General features: G+C 59.1%; 17 protein-coding genes. 9 read left to right on the forward strand and 8 right to left on the reverse strand.

All coding sequences use genetic code 11. From position 1 onward, the window contains the following. Positions 1–13: 13 nt before the first annotated feature. Positions 14–280, reverse strand: a complete 267-nt coding sequence (locus tag ACSAMM_RS14605; protein WP_178720664.1) for a hypothetical protein — start codon at positions 278–280, stop codon at positions 14–16. A 139-nt stretch (positions 281–419) separates the two neighbouring features. Here ACSAMM_RS14605 and ACSAMM_RS14610 point away from each other — a divergent pair, with 139 nt between their 5' ends. The 3 genes from ACSAMM_RS14610 (at position 420) to nrdR (ending at position 2,334) form a co-directional block, all read left to right on the forward strand. Then, entirely contained in the window at positions 420–1,214 is a 795-nt protein-coding gene (locus tag ACSAMM_RS14610; protein ID WP_457792014.1) for a sugar phosphate isomerase/epimerase family protein, read from the forward strand. Positions 1,215–1,357: 143 nt separating this feature from the next. Then, entirely contained in the window at positions 1,358–1,657 is a 300-nt protein-coding gene (locus tag ACSAMM_RS14615) for a hypothetical protein (RefSeq protein WP_457792015.1), read from the forward strand. Between the two features lie 215 nt (positions 1,658–1,872). Next, positions 1,873–2,334 (forward strand): transcriptional regulator NrdR, encoded by a 462-nt coding sequence (gene nrdR / locus ACSAMM_RS14620; RefSeq protein ID WP_178720670.1) that lies wholly within the window; start codon positions 1,873–1,875, stop codon positions 2,332–2,334. Positions 2,335–2,397: 63 nt separating this feature from the next. Here the strand turns inward: nrdR and ACSAMM_RS14625 are convergent, their stop codons facing one another. Further along, complete coding sequence (locus ACSAMM_RS14625) at positions 2,398–2,712, reverse strand: helix-turn-helix domain-containing protein (protein ID WP_178720672.1); 315 nt, start codon at positions 2,710–2,712, stop codon at positions 2,398–2,400. A gap of 117 nt (positions 2,713–2,829) precedes the next feature. Here ACSAMM_RS14625 and ACSAMM_RS14630 point away from each other — a divergent pair, with 117 nt between their 5' ends. Continuing rightward, the gene (locus ACSAMM_RS14630; RefSeq protein WP_457792017.1) at positions 2,830–3,477 is read left to right on the forward strand and encodes a hypothetical protein; all 648 of its coding nucleotides are present in this window, start codon (positions 2,830–2,832) and stop codon (positions 3,475–3,477) included. Positions 3,478–3,536: 59 nt separating this feature from the next. Here the strand turns inward: ACSAMM_RS14630 and ACSAMM_RS14635 are convergent, their stop codons facing one another. The 3 genes from ACSAMM_RS14635 to ACSAMM_RS14645 are packed head-to-tail and all read right to left on the reverse strand — an operon-like array spanning position 3,537 to position 7,417. Further along, entirely contained in the window at positions 3,537–4,694 is a 1,158-nt protein-coding gene (locus tag ACSAMM_RS14635; RefSeq protein ID WP_457792018.1) for a Ger(x)C family spore germination protein, read from the reverse strand. 33 nt (positions 4,695–4,727) lie between these two features. Next, the gene (locus ACSAMM_RS14640) at positions 4,728–5,843 is read right to left on the reverse strand and encodes a GerAB/ArcD/ProY family transporter (RefSeq protein WP_457792019.1); all 1,116 of its coding nucleotides are present in this window, start codon (positions 5,841–5,843) and stop codon (positions 4,728–4,730) included. A 41-nt stretch (positions 5,844–5,884) separates the two neighbouring features. Then, positions 5,885–7,417, reverse strand: coding sequence for a spore germination protein (locus tag ACSAMM_RS14645; RefSeq protein ID WP_457792020.1), 1,533 nt, complete (start codon positions 7,415–7,417; stop codon positions 5,885–5,887). 404 nt (positions 7,418–7,821) lie between these two features. Here ACSAMM_RS14645 and ACSAMM_RS14650 point away from each other — a divergent pair, with 404 nt between their 5' ends. Beyond that, a complete protein-coding gene (locus ACSAMM_RS14650) occupies positions 7,822–8,496 on the forward strand; it encodes a YetF domain-containing protein (RefSeq protein ID WP_178720940.1) in 675 nt (224 codons plus the stop codon). A gap of 33 nt (positions 8,497–8,529) precedes the next feature. Then, positions 8,530–8,913: a DUF4363 family protein gene (locus ACSAMM_RS14655; protein ID WP_457792022.1), complete on the forward strand. Its 384-nt coding sequence runs from the start codon at positions 8,530–8,532 to the stop codon at positions 8,911–8,913. A 38-nt stretch (positions 8,914–8,951) separates the two neighbouring features. Here the strand turns inward: ACSAMM_RS14655 and ACSAMM_RS14660 are convergent, their stop codons facing one another. The 3 genes from ACSAMM_RS14660 to ACSAMM_RS14670 all read right to left on the reverse strand — a co-directional run bounded on the left by ACSAMM_RS14660 (position 8,952) and on the right by ACSAMM_RS14670 (position 10,777). Beyond that, complete coding sequence (locus ACSAMM_RS14660) at positions 8,952–9,233, reverse strand: Arc family DNA-binding protein (RefSeq protein WP_457792023.1); 282 nt, start codon at positions 9,231–9,233, stop codon at positions 8,952–8,954. Positions 9,234–9,456: 223 nt separating this feature from the next. Next, the gene (locus ACSAMM_RS14665; RefSeq protein WP_457792025.1) at positions 9,457–9,645 is read right to left on the reverse strand and encodes an Arc family DNA-binding protein; all 189 of its coding nucleotides are present in this window, start codon (positions 9,643–9,645) and stop codon (positions 9,457–9,459) included. A gap of 160 nt (positions 9,646–9,805) precedes the next feature. Then, the gene (locus ACSAMM_RS14670; RefSeq protein WP_457792027.1) at positions 9,806–10,777 is read right to left on the reverse strand and encodes an asparaginase domain-containing protein; all 972 of its coding nucleotides are present in this window, start codon (positions 10,775–10,777) and stop codon (positions 9,806–9,808) included. A 154-nt stretch (positions 10,778–10,931) separates the two neighbouring features. Between ACSAMM_RS14670 and ACSAMM_RS14675 the strand changes: the two genes are divergently transcribed. From ACSAMM_RS14675 to ACSAMM_RS14685, 3 genes are read left to right on the forward strand one after another with little or no spacing between them, the layout of a single operon-like run. Continuing rightward, on the forward strand, positions 10,932–11,813 hold the full coding sequence (locus ACSAMM_RS14675) for an HlyD family efflux transporter periplasmic adaptor subunit (protein WP_178720934.1): 882 nt from the start codon (positions 10,932–10,934) through the stop codon (positions 11,811–11,813). After that, positions 11,810–12,532, forward strand: a complete 723-nt coding sequence (locus tag ACSAMM_RS14680; protein WP_457792029.1) for an ABC transporter ATP-binding protein — start codon at positions 11,810–11,812, stop codon at positions 12,530–12,532. Before ACSAMM_RS14675 ends, ACSAMM_RS14680 begins: the two co-directional genes overlap by 4 nt. Further along, positions 12,525–13,703 (forward strand): ABC transporter permease, encoded by a 1,179-nt coding sequence (locus tag ACSAMM_RS14685; protein WP_457792030.1) that lies wholly within the window; start codon positions 12,525–12,527, stop codon positions 13,701–13,703. Before ACSAMM_RS14680 ends, ACSAMM_RS14685 begins: the two co-directional genes overlap by 8 nt. The last annotated feature ends 131 nt before the right edge of the window (positions 13,704–13,834 follow it).

The raw sequence follows: 13,834 nt of genomic DNA on the forward strand, positions 1-13,834 counted from the left end.
CGCTTTTTATGTACTATTTTTTCTCCTCCGTCTTGCGCAGCACCAGGTCGGTGAGCAGGGCCAGCACAATCCCGGCGGCCAGAGTCACCGGTGCCACCTGCAGCGCCGCGTCCCGGTAGAGGATGGCCCGGAAATAGTCGGGGGTGTATCCCGCCGTCAGATGCAGGAACCCGGCAAATAGATACCACACCGCCGTGAACTGCGCGCTGCCGTGCAACACATTGCGGGAAAACGGGTGAAGCTTCCCCCAGGCACGCAGCGTTTTTAATCGTTTTTTCATATGCAGCCGCCCTTTCGAAAAAAATGGGGGTAAACCTTCCCGTTTGTGCTATACTGATAAAGAGTCTATGAATATTCTATCACGCGGATCGCCGCCGTCTCAAGGCTAAAATCTTTCCGTTTTTGGGAGGGACAGGAAAATGCATATCGGAGCCTCCACCGCCAATCTGTATCCTATGAACACCGAGGACGCGCTGGACGCCCTGCTGCGTCTCGGCTTCCGGGAGCTGGAGGTGTTCGTCAATACCGAATCGGAAATCGTCCCTTCCTTCCTCCGGCAGCTGAAGGAGAGCATCCAGGCCGCGGGGGCCCGCGTCGTCTCCCTGCACCCCTATATTTCGGGCAGCGAGCCGTACATCCTCTATTCCGCCTACGAACGGCGGTATCGGGACGGGCTGGATATATACGCCCGCCTGTTCGAGGCTGCGTCCTACCTGGGGGCGGGGCTGGTGGTCATGCATGGGGATAAGGCGGAGGGGGTCCTCCCGGTGGAGGAATCCATCGCCCGCTTCGAAGGGGTCAGCGACCTGGGCCGCACCTACGGCGTCACTCTGGCGCAGGAGAACGTCGTGCGCTTCCGCGCATCCGACAACGCCTATATCGCCGCCATGCGCCGGCAACTGGGGCCTAAGGCGGCCTTCGTCTTTGACCTCAAGCAGTGCCGCCGCTGCGGCCACCGGCCGGAGGATGTTGTTGCCGCCATGGGGTCCGCCCTCGTGCATGTGCATATCAGTGACAACGACGCCCGCCGGGACTGCCTGCCCCCCGGCAAAGGCGCGGTGGACTACGACAGCTTGTTCCGCCTGCTGGCCTCCGTCGGCTTCGACGGCCCCATCGTCCTGGAGCTGTATCGCACCAATTTCGAGCGGGAATCCGAGCTGGCCGACGCCAAACGTCTGCTGGAGGATGCCGTTTCCCGCGTGAAAATGCCGTGAATTTACGAGATTCTTCCACTAATTCTTGCAATTTGTCGAATCCTGCCGCATAATACCCACATAAAAACAAATGAGTTGACAAATTCCATAGATGTGGTATACTACTAGGTGAAATATTACCACATTTGGAGGTGGGGTAGTCAATGGACCTTATGGAGGGGACCGCGACAGCGGTTATTAAGGCGCCGGAGGACGTAAAGCGGAAACAGTGCGAAATACTGGAGTCCTGCTGCGGCAGCGATGGTATCCCGTCGCTGGAAAAGGTTTTCGGCATTCATGTCATTCTGGAAAGCGGGCAGGAGTTTACCTGCTCGGATGTGGATTGCCGGCGGAAAACGGTGGAAGATTTGTGTGATTTGGTGCTGCGATACGACATCGTGCTGGAGGAACTGCCGTATATTCTGGAGGATTTTTTGCTGGATCAATACGATATCGCCGTATAACGCGGAGTCCGCATGGGTTTTCCATGCGGACTCTAATATTTTCAGGAAAAACAAGGAAAATTATACATGGATTTCTTGACAGACCCGGTATACGCCATGTATAATGGGCGCAGAAGGACAAAACCTCCCTGTTTTGTGAGACATGGGCTGTTCCCCGGCCGGCCGCCGGGCAGTTCATTAGGATGACGACTGTACCGGAAAGGCGTGAACAAGTCATGAAATGCCCTTTTTGCGGATATACCGAAAGTAAGGTCATCGATTCCCGGCCCACCGACGAAGGCAGCCGCATCCGCCGCCGCAGGGAATGCCTGAGCTGTATGAAGCGCTTCACTACTTATGAGATTATCGAGAGCCTGCCCATCATCGTGGTCAAGAAGGACAAGTCCCGGGAAGCGTTCGACCGCAACAAGCTGCTAAACGGCCTGCTGCGCGCCTGCCAGAAACGTCCGGTGTCCATCGAAACCCTCGAGAAGGCGGTGGATGATATCGAGGTTCAGATCCAGAATTCTCTGGATCGGGAGGTCACCGCCACCCGCATCGGGGAGTACGCCATGGAGAAGCTCAAGGACATCGACGAGGTGGCCTATGTCCGCTTCGCATCGGTATACCGTCAGTTTAAAGACATCAACAGCTTCCATGAGGAAATCAACCGCCTGATGACCGACGAAAAAGAATAAACTTACAGGAAAAACGCCGCACGGCAGATGAACCGTGCGGCGTTTTTTTGTGTTAGTAGCCGGCTAGCTTTTCAAACCGTCTATGTATGCCTTTACCTTTTCTTTATCCCTGCTGGTTAATTGGCGGTAAACATACACATGGTCTAATTCCTCTGGAGATAAGTCGCTGCTTTGAATACTCTGTTTGGTATCCGATTTACCACAGAGATAGTCAAGAGAAACGTTGAATAAATCTGCGATTTTAATAAAGGTTTCTAAATCCGGCGTTCTTTCTCCGGTTTCATATGCACTAATGGTAGACTGGGAAACATTAAGTTTTAAGGCCAGACTCTCTTGGCTGAGCCGCTCCTGTTCCCTTAATTTTTTTAAACGAAGCACATTACCACCTGCCCAAATATATTTTATCGCAAATTGTTGTATTTTTTACCCGTATATGATATAATCAATATCCGAATTACAGGTAAAATTTGCATGTGAAGGGAAAGGAAAATTCTTATGGACAAATACCCATACAGTCTGCTTAAGCGGGATGAACGCGGCTATACCATTCTGCTGCTGCGTGATCAGCAGGGCCTCGCCTTTACGGCCATTGCCAAGGAGCTGGGGCTCTCGCCGTCCAGGGTGGCGCAGAAATACAACCAAATGAAGGTGAAACAGAAAAACCTGTATATCAGACAGATAGCGGCCGAGCAAATGTGTGAAAATACTTCACAAATGAAAAAGGTTTTTCGGGACGCCTACGAATGCTACCAATCGACTCCCTATGTCTGCGCCTATCTGGAAAAAATGTATCCGGATATCCTGCGCGAGTACCGCGCCGGGGAGCCGGGCCTGCCGGCGGCGTTTCTCGAAGCCCTGCCGCCCTTTCGAGCGAGGCTGAGCCAAAAGACGATTGCCCGCGTGGTGGCGATGCGGGAGGAGGACAAGGCGTCGTTTGCCGCCATCGGCAAGGCCCTGCGCATGACCCCAGCCAAGGCCAGACATACCTATGAGTGGTTCTATCACGATAAGGTACTGGCGCTCTTGAAGGGCATGCAGGAAGAAACGGCTGACCCTGGGGAAAAAACGGCCATTTTGAATTGGTATTTTGACACATATAGAACATCGAAAAAGCGTTACGATGCGCTGACCAAAGGCGAATAACGCGCCTGCACGCAAAAAGGAACACCGCGGGGAGCCGGTTCCCCGCGGTGTTCCTTAGTTTATTTCTGCATGATGCCGCCGCCGGCCACCCCGCCGGCCTTAGCCGCGTCCGCCTTCACTTCGACCTCGAAGCGGCAGTCCCGCAGCCGGGCGGGCCATTCGTCCTCCCGGCCCCGCACCAGCTCGGGCGCCTTCTTTTTCACCATCCGGGAAAAGCCGTATACATCGCAGCCCCAGTCCCCGATGGTCTTGTCCAGCGCGCTGCGCACGTCCTGGAGGATGGCTTCCTGCAGCGCGCCGGCCACCGCCTTCAAATCGCTGGATTCCAGGCCTGCCGCGCGGTATTCCTCCAGCACTGTGGCGCTGCAGGTGATGGTCAGCCGGATGACAGCGGCCTCCCCCTCGGGCCGGATGTGCACCTTGGTTTTAGAGGATACCACCTCCACGGTCAGCCTCTCCGGATCCTCCGCCGTCCCCGGAAGGGACAGCGGATAGGTGCAGGTCTGCAAATCCCCGCGCCCGAAAAGCAGGCCCCGGGTCGCCGCCTCGTCGAGCTCCCCGGCGTATTCCCCCCGGCGGAATACCGCCGTGCCGTCCATGACCATGGCCGGCTCCTCGCCCGTTTTGTCCACCCGCACGATGGGCATCACCATGTCGTACATGCCGCTGGTGCTCCGCTCCACGTCCAGCAGATCGGTGGGCACGGCGAACCCCTGCCGCCCCGCCTGCTGCAAAAGGACGGACAAATGCTCCGCCGGGATGGTATAGCCCGCGCTGGGCACCGCCAACAGCTCGGCCGCCTCCCCGCGGCAAACCGCCATATCCACGGTGGAGCGGCCCTCGTGGTTGCGGATGAAGTAGTCCAGCAGGGCGGAAAGCGGCCGGCGCTTCGCCTGCTCGAGGCCGATGACCACCGCCCGGTTGTGCAGGATATAGGAGCTGCGGCCAGTGCGGGTGACAAAGGATTGGAGGGCCCCGGCCACTGAGGGGGCCTCGATATCATATACCTTGGTGGCGTTCTCCGCCTGCTCGGTCAGAGAGCCGGAGGTCTTGAGGGTTTCGATGGCCTGGATGGACAGGCGGCAGTCCGCCTCTTCCCCCGCGTCGATGCCCACGGCGGTCACCACCACCCGGCTGTTGGTCAGCGATTTTTCCCGGCAGCTGGGCAGCAGGGCGAACCCCACAGCCAGCGCCAGCGCCAAGACCCAAACTTTCATATTTCCCACCCTTTTCTTCGCGTGAATTCGCGGTTACGCGCCTTCCTCTTGCTGCGGCCCCAGCTTTTTCCGCATGGTTTTATGCCGCCAGAGATCCCACAGGGCCAGCGCCGCCGGGATCCCCACCGCGCACACGCCCAGAAGCACGGCAGAGGCGTACCAGATAATCCGCTGCTCGGCCTGGAGCGGCGCGGCGTCGCCGAGCAGCAGCCCGGCCGCCAGGGTGATCACAGCCCCCGTCGCCGCGATGAGCATCCGCCATTTCTGCCCCGTTACCCGCTGGAAGCAATCGGTGAACAGCATGCCGAAAAAGGCCATTTTCAAAAACAGCGCGCCCACCCAGATGGCGGTGGCCACAATGTCCAGCCGCTGTATCACACTGACCTGCACGGTGGTCAGCACCGTGTAATAGGGGAACAGCTCCATGGCGCCGAAATCGCCCAGCACCCCCACCACCGTGGCCTGGATGACCAGCGCCACCGCCGTGAAAATGCCGATCCACCACAGGCTGCCCTTTATCAGGCTTCCCTTTACATAAGGGATCAGCAGCCCGAGCACCGCCAGCTCCATGCTGCGGGGCAGCTCCTCGAGTGCTCCCGCCAGCACGGGGGAGCCTCCGTCATACAGCAGGGGCGGGAAATTGATAAGCTCCATGCGGGGCAGGAGGGCCAGGGCGGCCAGCAGGATGGTGGCCACCACAAACACCGCGATGATGGCCGCCGAGCGGGCGATGGCCTGGATGCCGTAGAAGGCCGCAATGCCTGCCGTCACCATCAGCACAATGCACAGCACCTCTCGGGACATGCCGGGGGAGAGGGTGCTCGAGGCGAACCGGCTGAACCGGATGAGATCCGCCGCCTGGATGTACAGGCAGGCGAGGCCGTAAAACACCGCCACCACCCCGCCGCCCTTTCCCATCACCGCCACGGCGTAATCCAGGGTGCTGATGCCCTCCGACCGGCGCGCGAACCACCAGGTCGGCAGCAGCAGCAGAGCCAGCAGCAGCGCTTGGAGCAGGATGGACAGGAGAAAATCCGTCCCATGGGAGAGCTGGTGGACGGTGGGGGCGAAGGTCATGGCCACCGCCAGGCGGCTGGTCAGCAGGATAGCCACCAACTGCCCCACGCTGATTTGCTGCTGATTGTTCATAAGCTGTTCATCGTCCTTCTTTCCAAGTAATGCGGGGCGGTCTACTTGTCCGTTTCCCCCTTGTCCTTCCCGATCTTGGAGCCGGGCAGCCCCTGCACCGTGAAGGTGCCCTTCCACAGCCTGGTCCAGGTGTCGCGGACGAACACATCCCGCATGGCCTTGATGCTGAAGGGCGAGATGGGCGCAAGGAACGGAATGCTCTGGATGTTCATCGCCGCGATGCTCACCAGCAGCAGGCAGGCCCCCAGCATCACCCCGTACAGCCCCAGAGAGCCGCCCAGGATGATGAAAGCGAACCGCAGAATGGCGATCGGCCCGTACAGGCTGGGCAGCACGAAGGAGCATAGGGCGGTCAGCGCCACGATGATGACCATCGGCGCGCCGATAAGCCCCGCCCGCACCGCCGATTCCCCAATGACCAGCGCCCCCACGATGCTGACCGCGTGGCCCACCGCCTTGGGAAAGCGCAGCCCCGCCTCCCGCATGATTTCAAACAGGAAATGGATGAGCAGCGCCTCCACCGTCAGGGGAAAGGGGGTGGCGTGATCCGCCTTGAGAAAGGTCATCAGCAGGGTGGGCGGCAGCATTTCCGGGTGGTAGGTGCCCACCGCCACATATAACCCCGGCAGGAACAGGGAAACGAAAAACGCCGCGTATTTGATGATCCGCAGAAAGCTGGCGTAATACGGGTTGAGGGCGTAATCGTCCATGGACTGGAAATTCTCCACGAACAGATAGGGGATGACCAGCACGAAGGGGGTGCCGTCCACCAGCACCCCGATGCGCCCCTCCAGGATCTTGCCGCACAGCGTGTCCGGCCGTTCGGTGGTGTTCACCCCGCTGAACAGCCCCCGGGGCGGGCTTTCCAGAAACGGCTGGATGTATCCCGATTCGAGCACCGCGTCCAGCGGCAGGGACTCGATTTTTTCCTTCACATGGGCCAGCAGCTCCTCCGACACCCGGCTTTTCATGTAGCACAGGCATACCGCCGTGTGGCTGGTCTTGCCCGCCTCCATCATGTCGAACACCAGCTCCGGCGTTTTCAGCCGGCGGCGGATCATGGAAATGTTGACCCTTATGGCCTCGGTGAACCCCTCCCGGGAGCCCCGCATGGTCACCTCGGACGACGGCTCGGACACCGAGCGGATCATGAAATTCTGCAGGCCGCCCAGCACCGCGAAGGGCACCCCGTCCACCAATATGGCCCCGAAGCCGGAGGCCACCAGGTTCATCAGCTCGTCCATGGTGGTGACCTGGAGCATGTCGGTGAAGCCCAGCACCTCGTCCCGGATGCGGGCGATGAGCGCTTCGGGCGTGTAGCTTCCCGTCATTTCGGTCATGGGCAGGATGACCGCGTTGGCCATCATGTGGCGGTCTACCATCCCCTCGATGGTGACGATCGCCGTCTCCCTCCCGCAGACCGTCAGCCGCCGCACGGTCAAATCCGCGCTGACCCCGAACTGGGCCCGCAGATAGACCAGGTCGTCCAGCAGCACGCCGGAAATCGGCACCGGCGGCTTGGGCGGCGCCTTGGGCTGCGGCTTCGGCCGCGCTTTTTTACCGATGGAAAACATGATTGTCCCCGCCTTTCCGTAAGGTGAGGGGGAGCGAATCCCCCCCGCCTCAGCCGGTGTATTTTGCCATTCCGCCGCGTTATCGTCCTAGGTGGGCGCCAGCCCACCGTCGTCCTCTGCCTTGCCGAATGACAAAATACGCAGGCTGAGGTCAAAGAATTTTTGGGAATGAGCGGGGGTTCACAGCAAGGCGGCCGATCGCGCCATGCTGTCGCATGGCAAAAGAGGCCAACGCCGCTGTGGGCGCTCGCTCTCCCAAAAATCGGAGCTTGTTCGCTCCCCCTCACCTTAAGCCGGCCCCGCCAGCTTTTCCCTGCAAAGAGTATGTCCGCACTTTCCCGCATATATACCCGCAAAGCGGGCCATACTACTCGGCGAGAGAAAATGAAAGGCTGGGATTTTTCATGGCGATTACTGCTATCCGCACCGTGATAATCTACATATTCATTATCACGGCTATGCGCATCATGGGCAAACGGCAGCTGGGCGAGCTGCAGCCGGTGGAGCTGGTGGTGACCCTGCTGATCTCCGATTTGGCCGCCGTGCCGATGCAGGAAAGCGGGATGCCCCTGCTCAACGGTCTGATCCCCATCCTCATCCTGGTGTCCCTGGAGCTGCTGCTGTCCGGGGCCATGCTCAAGCTCCCCTGGGTTTCCCGGCTGATTACCGGCAACCCCATCACCATCATCCGGGACGGCCAGCTGGATCAGAAGGCCCTGAAAAAGCTGCGCATGACGGTGGATGACCTGATGGAAAACCTGCGGGGCATGAACTATTATGACATCAAGGATATTCAGTACGCCATCGCGGAAACCAACGGGAAAATCAGCGTGTTCATGAAGCCGGACAGCCAGCCCGCCACCTGCAAGGATGTAAATAACGTCCCCCCCGACAACGGGATGCCTTTGGTCATCATCAGCGACGGGAAAATATCCCAGTGGGCGCTGCAGACCGTGGGGGTGGACGAGGCGTGGATCGACCAGGTGCTCATCGACAACGCCTGTCCTCAGGACAAGGTTTTCCTGCTCACCGCCACCAAAACCCGGGAATACTACCTAGTGCGCAAGGAATTGGCGTAAAGACTCGCTAAGAGAAAGGAGGACCTGGCCGCCATGATCAAACGTATGCTCATCGCCCTGGGAATGCTGCTGCTGACCGCCGCGCTGTGCGTCGGTTCCATTATAATTATGTCCCGCAACACCGATTATCTGCTGCAATCTCTCGATCGGATGCAGGAATCCTTCGATCAGGGGGATATGGAAGCCTGCAAGCAGGAGGCGCGCCAATTCGCCAAGGATTTTGAGGAGAAGACGAAAATGTTCCCCTTTTTCCTCCGGCATGCGGACATCAGCCGCATCGAGGAAATCGCCATTCCCCTGCCGGTGCTTATCGAGCAGGGCGACACCCAGCATTTCGCCGCCGAGCTGGTCCGCTGCCGCAGCCAGCTCAGCAAGCTGTCGGAGATGGAACTGCCCCTGGCAGGAAATATTCTGTAAAAACAAAGAGTAGATTCCATTCGGAATCTACTCTTTGTCTATTTATCGGTTTTCAAATCCTCCAGCGGGATGGGGCCGTTTTCTTTTTCGTATTGCTTAATATGCAGGAGGACGGCGCGTCCGATTTCCTTATTCATGGAACGGCCCTCTGCTTCAGAAATATATTTTATTTTGTCCAGCAGTTCTCGAGAGATCCGCAAGGAATAACCCGCAGAGTTGGCCATAAACGTCAACACCTTAGAAAATGTATTGACTTTATTATACTCATGTATTACTATAATATGGCAGAATAATATTATTTTGATATCACATAATTTCATTCTGCGCTCCCCCCCATAAGCCAAAACCGCCGAGGCCGTCGAAAAAGCCTATCGGAGGGAGGGTGTGTGCGTACGACAATCGACCCGCCCGCAGGCGTCAAAAGTGGGGGAATCGTTACGATTTTCCCACTTTTGCTCAGCTTGGCGAAAAGGCCCGACGGCAAGAGGACTTTTTCGACAGACTCAAACAAAGAGTAGATTCCTTTTGGAATCTACTCTTTGTTTATTTATCGGTTTTCAAATCCTCCAGCGGGATGGGACCGTTTTCTTTTTCGTATAACTTGATATGCTGTACAACCAGCTGTTCCAGTTCCTTATTGATCGATCGTCCGTGAGCTTCCGATACATATTTCAGCTTGCTAAGCATGAGCCGATTTATCCGCAAGGTATATCGCGGCAAGGAATCCTTCATAAAATCCACACCCCAAAAATGTGTTGACTTTATTATACCCAACCGTTTATAATAGAAACGGAAATGACGCAATTATGACGCATAAAATGTGTCGTTTCCATTTAAAATCCCCCCCATAAGCGTGAAACCGCCGGGACGATCGTGTCCCGGCGGTTTCTCCTTACCCGTACCTTTCCCGTATAAACGCCGCCGCCTCGTCGTTGTCCTTGTATAACGCGCAGGCAATCAGCAGCAGGGCGTAGGCCCTCTCCATCGTGTTCCCCGGCAGCGGCAGGACGCCGCCGCCCTCCAATCCGGCGGCCGAGGCATAGCGATAGTCCGCCCCCTCCCGCCGGGCGGGACAGAGGGCCAGCAGCATCCCAGCGTCCCGGCAGCGGGCCGCGAACCCGGGAAAGCCTGTGGCCACCCCCTCCATGCAGGCCGTGCCGGAATGATACAGCCCGTGAAGCACCGCCCGCGTCCCCTCGGGCAGGGCGATAGTCCGGTAGTCCAATCCCGGGTAGGGCCACACCTGCGCGACGCAGGCGGCAAGCGGCGGCAGCCGGCGCAGCGGCGGCTCCCCGCCCCGCTTTCCGGGGGGAGCGGGCGCCACCCCGAACCGATCGGTCAGCCCCGCGCACTGGGTCAGCCGTTCCCCGGGAATCAGCCGCACCTCCCGGCTCTCCGGCGCGTCGGCCAGATCGGACAAGGCGGCGTACACCCCGCCGGGATGCCCCTGCGCGATCGCCTGCACCGCCGCGGCGAAATGCCGGTGCCCGTTCGCCGCCGGATCGGTGGGCGGCGTGTGGCTGGATACCAGGATCACCGGCAGGGCCGTCCCCTCCAGCGCGAGGGCCAGCAGGTTGGCCGTGTAGGCCAGGGTGTCGGTGCCGTGGGTGAGGATCACCCCCGCGAACGCGGCGGGCTCCAGCCCGCGCAGCGCGTCCAGTAGGGTGTTCCACTTTTCCACGGTCATGTTTTCGCTCAGGGTGGTCAGCGGCTCCCTTTCGTCGAATACGGCGGGGCTGTCCGGATGCCGGCGGCGGAACACCTCCGTGAGCAGACGGCCACCGCCCGGCGCCGCGTCCGCCGCGCCGTCCGTCACTCGCGCGCCGATGGTGCCGCCGGTGTATAGCAGAGCGATTGGTTTCATGCGCAACTCCTCCCATTCGCCTTTATTGTACCGCATTCCAGCGAAGAAATCTTCCAAATTTTCGTTTTCTCCCAAATTTATTCATTTGACGTTCATAGAATCCGGTTATACTTTTAACACTATACCCCAGTATTGTAAATGGAGGCTTCTGCCCATGAGCGCGACAAAAGCGAAGAAAAAACTCCGCCGGCGGGTAATTGTCATTGTCGTCCTGGTGCTGCTGATCGGCGCCGCGGTGACGCTCTTCCTGCTGCGCCCCAAGGATGCCGCTTTTACCGAGGAAAAGGCGAAATCCGGGGATATCACCACCTATTACAGCTTCAGCGGCAACATCGAGGCCAAGGAACGCCAGTCCATCCTGGCGGATAAGGTCATGCAAATCAAAACCCTGAAGGTCAAGGAGGGCGACACCGTCAAGAAAGACGACGTTCTGGCCGAAACCACCATGGGGGAGAAGCTCCTGGCCAAAATTGACGGCGAAGTCACCAAGATCTATGTGGAGGAGAGTGCCCAGCTGATGGCCGGCGTCCAGGTGATGGATCTGGTCAACTACGACGATCTCCAGGTGACCATCAAGGTGGACGAGTACGATTTGAGCACCATCCAGGCGGGCAAGGCCGTCACCGCCACCATCAACGCCCTGGATAAGGACGTAAAGGGCACCGTCTCCAAGGTCTCCCGGGAGGCCGTGACCCTGAACGGCGTGTCCTATTTCACCGCATCGGTGGATTTGGAGAAGGACGCCTCCCTGCTCGTGGGCATGTCGGTGGAGGTCAAGCTCCTCAACCAGGAGGTCAAGGGGGTCACCACCCTGTCCATGAAGGCCCTCCAGTTCGATAACGAGAACAAGCCCTATGTCTACGTCAAAAACGCCGAGGGCAAAACCGAAACCAAAGCGGTGACCGTGGGCATCAACGACGGCATCACCGTGGAAATTAAAGACGGCGTGAAGGCCGGCGACACCGTGCTGCTGCCCAAGGCCGGCTTTTCCTTTCCCATGATGGGCCACCGCGGCGACAGTGAGGACAAGGGATGAACGGGGAAACGATTCTGACGATGCGGGACATCGTCAAGTGCTACCAGATGGGGGAAGAGGAGCAAATGATCCTAAAACACATCGATTTTTCGATGTGCCGGGGCGAATTTGTCTCCATTCTCGGCCCGTCCGGATCGGGCAAGTCCACCATGATGAACATCATCGGCTGCCTGGATGTGCCCACCTCCGGGAGTTATATCCTCTCCGGCCAGGACACCTCCGACATGGACGAGGAGGAGCTGGCCCATATCCGCAACCGGGAGATCGGGTTCATCTTCCAGTCCTTCCAGCTCCTGCCCCGGCTCAACGCCCTGGAAAACGTGGAGCTGCCCCTGGTGTACGCCGGGGTGTCCCCGTCCGAGCGGCGGCGGCGCGCCAAAGCCGTGCTGGAGCGGGTGGGCCTGGAAAACAAAATGAAAAACTACCCGAACCAGCTCTCCGGCGGGCAGCAGCAGCGGGTAGCCATTGCACGGGCCGTGGTGACCGAGCCCACCATCCTGCTGGCGGACGAACCCACCGGCGCTCTGGATCAGGCCACCGGCCGGCAGGTGATGCAGCTGTTCCGGCAGCTGCACGACGAGGGGCGCACCATCATCATGATCACCCACGACGTGAACATCGCCGCCAACGCCCAGCGGATCGTCCATATTCTGGACGGCCGGCTGTGGGAGGGCGAAACCGCCGGCACGGGCGCGGAAGGAGGCGGCGCGGATGTTTAGGGAAAGCCTGAAAATGTCCTGGCAGAACATCGTGCATAACAAAATGCGGTCCTTCCTCACCATCCTGGGCATCGTCATCGGCGTGGCGGCCATCATCGCCCTGATCACCACCGTGCAGAGCGTCATCACCGAGGTCAACAGCCAGTTCGACGATCTGGGGGCCAATACCCTGATGGTGCAGGCCCAGGGCACGGCCCTGAAAATGGGCCTGACCGATAAGGATTTCGAGGACTTGCAGGCTGTGGAGGGCATCGCCGGGGCGTCTCCCACTGTGTCCGCCCACCTGGACATCGCGCAGAACGGCGTCGTCAAGGAAAACGTGTCCATCCAGGGCAAGAACGAGCTGTATTTCGCCCGCAACCCCGACGCGGTCAAAGCCGGCCGGGGGCTTAACATCCTGGACGTGGAAAATAAAAACCGGGTCTGCCTCATCAGCGAGACGCTGGAAAACGATCTGTTCGACAGCGAAAGCGCGGTTGGCCACACCCTGCGCCTGGGCGGCATCGCCTACACCATCGTCGGGGTGACAGCCAGCTCTACCGACATGACCAGCATGCTCATGGGCACGGGGGACGGTATCATCGTACCCTATAAAAACGCCATGTCCCTAGCCGGGGTCAGCCACATCATGGCAGTGGAGATGTATATGGAGGACGGGGCGGATACCGACGCGGTCATCGACGACGTGGAGGCGGTGCTGAGCCAGGCCTTCAACTACAAGGACAACAGTTTTGCCGTCACCAACATGGAAAGCCTGCTGGACATGATGCACGACATGCAGAACATGATGCAGACCATGCTCGCCGGCATCGCGTCCATCGCCCTGCTGGTGGGGGGCATCGGTATTATGAACATGATGCTGGTCTCCGTTACCGAGCGGACGACAGAAATCGGCCTGCGCAAGGCCTTGGGCGCGCAGCCAAAGCGGATCCAGATGCAGTTCCTTACCGAGGCCATTTTCCTTTCCCTGTTCGGGGGGATCATCGGCATTGCCGTCGGGCTGCTCATTTCCCTGCTGGTGGCTCTGGCCATCGACGTGGGCTTCGCCGTGTCGCTGAGCGCCATCGCGCTGGGCGTGGGCTTTTCGGTGCTGGTGGGCGTCGTGTTCGGCCTCGCCCCCGCCCGCAAGGCAAGCCGCCTCAACCCGATCGACGCGCTGCGCAGCGTGTAGCGCCGGTAAGCGCGGGAATAGGTTATCCAGTCTCCGGGACAAAGGTTCCGGAGACTTTTTTATGCCGCTCTTTATGGAATTATCGCTGTGGCTTGGTTCATACTATACCATTGAACCTTCGATTTCCATGA

Source organism: Anaeromassilibacillus sp. SJQ-5 (genome assembly GCF_054108045.1).

What these genes read in the sequence shown, in the direction of transcription:
- ACSAMM_RS14605 (WP_178720664.1), bottom strand. Translation starts at nt 280, where the DNA reads ATGAAAAAACGATTAAAAACGCTGCGTGCCTGGGGGAAGCTTCACCCG.
- ACSAMM_RS14610 (WP_457792014.1), top strand. Translation starts at nt 420, where the DNA reads ATGCATATCGGAGCCTCCACCGCCAATCTGTATCCTATGAACACCGAG.
- ACSAMM_RS14615 (WP_457792015.1), top strand. Translation starts at nt 1,358, where the DNA reads ATGGACCTTATGGAGGGGACCGCGACAGCGGTTATTAAGGCGCCGGAG.
- nrdR (WP_178720670.1), top strand. Translation starts at nt 1,873, where the DNA reads ATGAAATGCCCTTTTTGCGGATATACCGAAAGTAAGGTCATCGATTCC.
- ACSAMM_RS14630 (WP_457792017.1), top strand. Translation starts at nt 2,830, where the DNA reads ATGGACAAATACCCATACAGTCTGCTTAAGCGGGATGAACGCGGCTAT.
- ACSAMM_RS14635 (WP_457792018.1), bottom strand. Translation starts at nt 4,694, where the DNA reads ATGAAAGTTTGGGTCTTGGCGCTGGCGCTGGCTGTGGGGTTCGCCCTG.
- ACSAMM_RS14640 (WP_457792019.1), bottom strand. Translation starts at nt 5,843, where the DNA reads ATGAACAATCAGCAGCAAATCAGCGTGGGGCAGTTGGTGGCTATCCTG.
- ACSAMM_RS14645 (WP_457792020.1), bottom strand. Translation starts at nt 7,417, where the DNA reads ATGTTTTCCATCGGTAAAAAAGCGCGGCCGAAGCCGCAGCCCAAGGCG.
- ACSAMM_RS14650 (WP_178720940.1), top strand. Translation starts at nt 7,822, where the DNA reads ATGGCGATTACTGCTATCCGCACCGTGATAATCTACATATTCATTATC.
- ACSAMM_RS14655 (WP_457792022.1), top strand. Translation starts at nt 8,530, where the DNA reads ATGATCAAACGTATGCTCATCGCCCTGGGAATGCTGCTGCTGACCGCC.
- ACSAMM_RS14660 (WP_457792023.1), bottom strand. Translation starts at nt 9,233, where the DNA reads ATGAAATTATGTGATATCAAAATAATATTATTCTGCCATATTATAGTA.
- ACSAMM_RS14665 (WP_457792025.1), bottom strand. Translation starts at nt 9,645, where the DNA reads ATGAAGGATTCCTTGCCGCGATATACCTTGCGGATAAATCGGCTCATG.
- ACSAMM_RS14670 (WP_457792027.1), bottom strand. Translation starts at nt 10,777, where the DNA reads ATGAAACCAATCGCTCTGCTATACACCGGCGGCACCATCGGCGCGCGA.
- ACSAMM_RS14675 (WP_178720934.1), top strand. Translation starts at nt 10,932, where the DNA reads ATGAGCGCGACAAAAGCGAAGAAAAAACTCCGCCGGCGGGTAATTGTC.
- ACSAMM_RS14680 (WP_457792029.1), top strand. Translation starts at nt 11,810, where the DNA reads ATGAACGGGGAAACGATTCTGACGATGCGGGACATCGTCAAGTGCTAC.
- ACSAMM_RS14685 (WP_457792030.1), top strand. Translation starts at nt 12,525, where the DNA reads ATGTTTAGGGAAAGCCTGAAAATGTCCTGGCAGAACATCGTGCATAAC.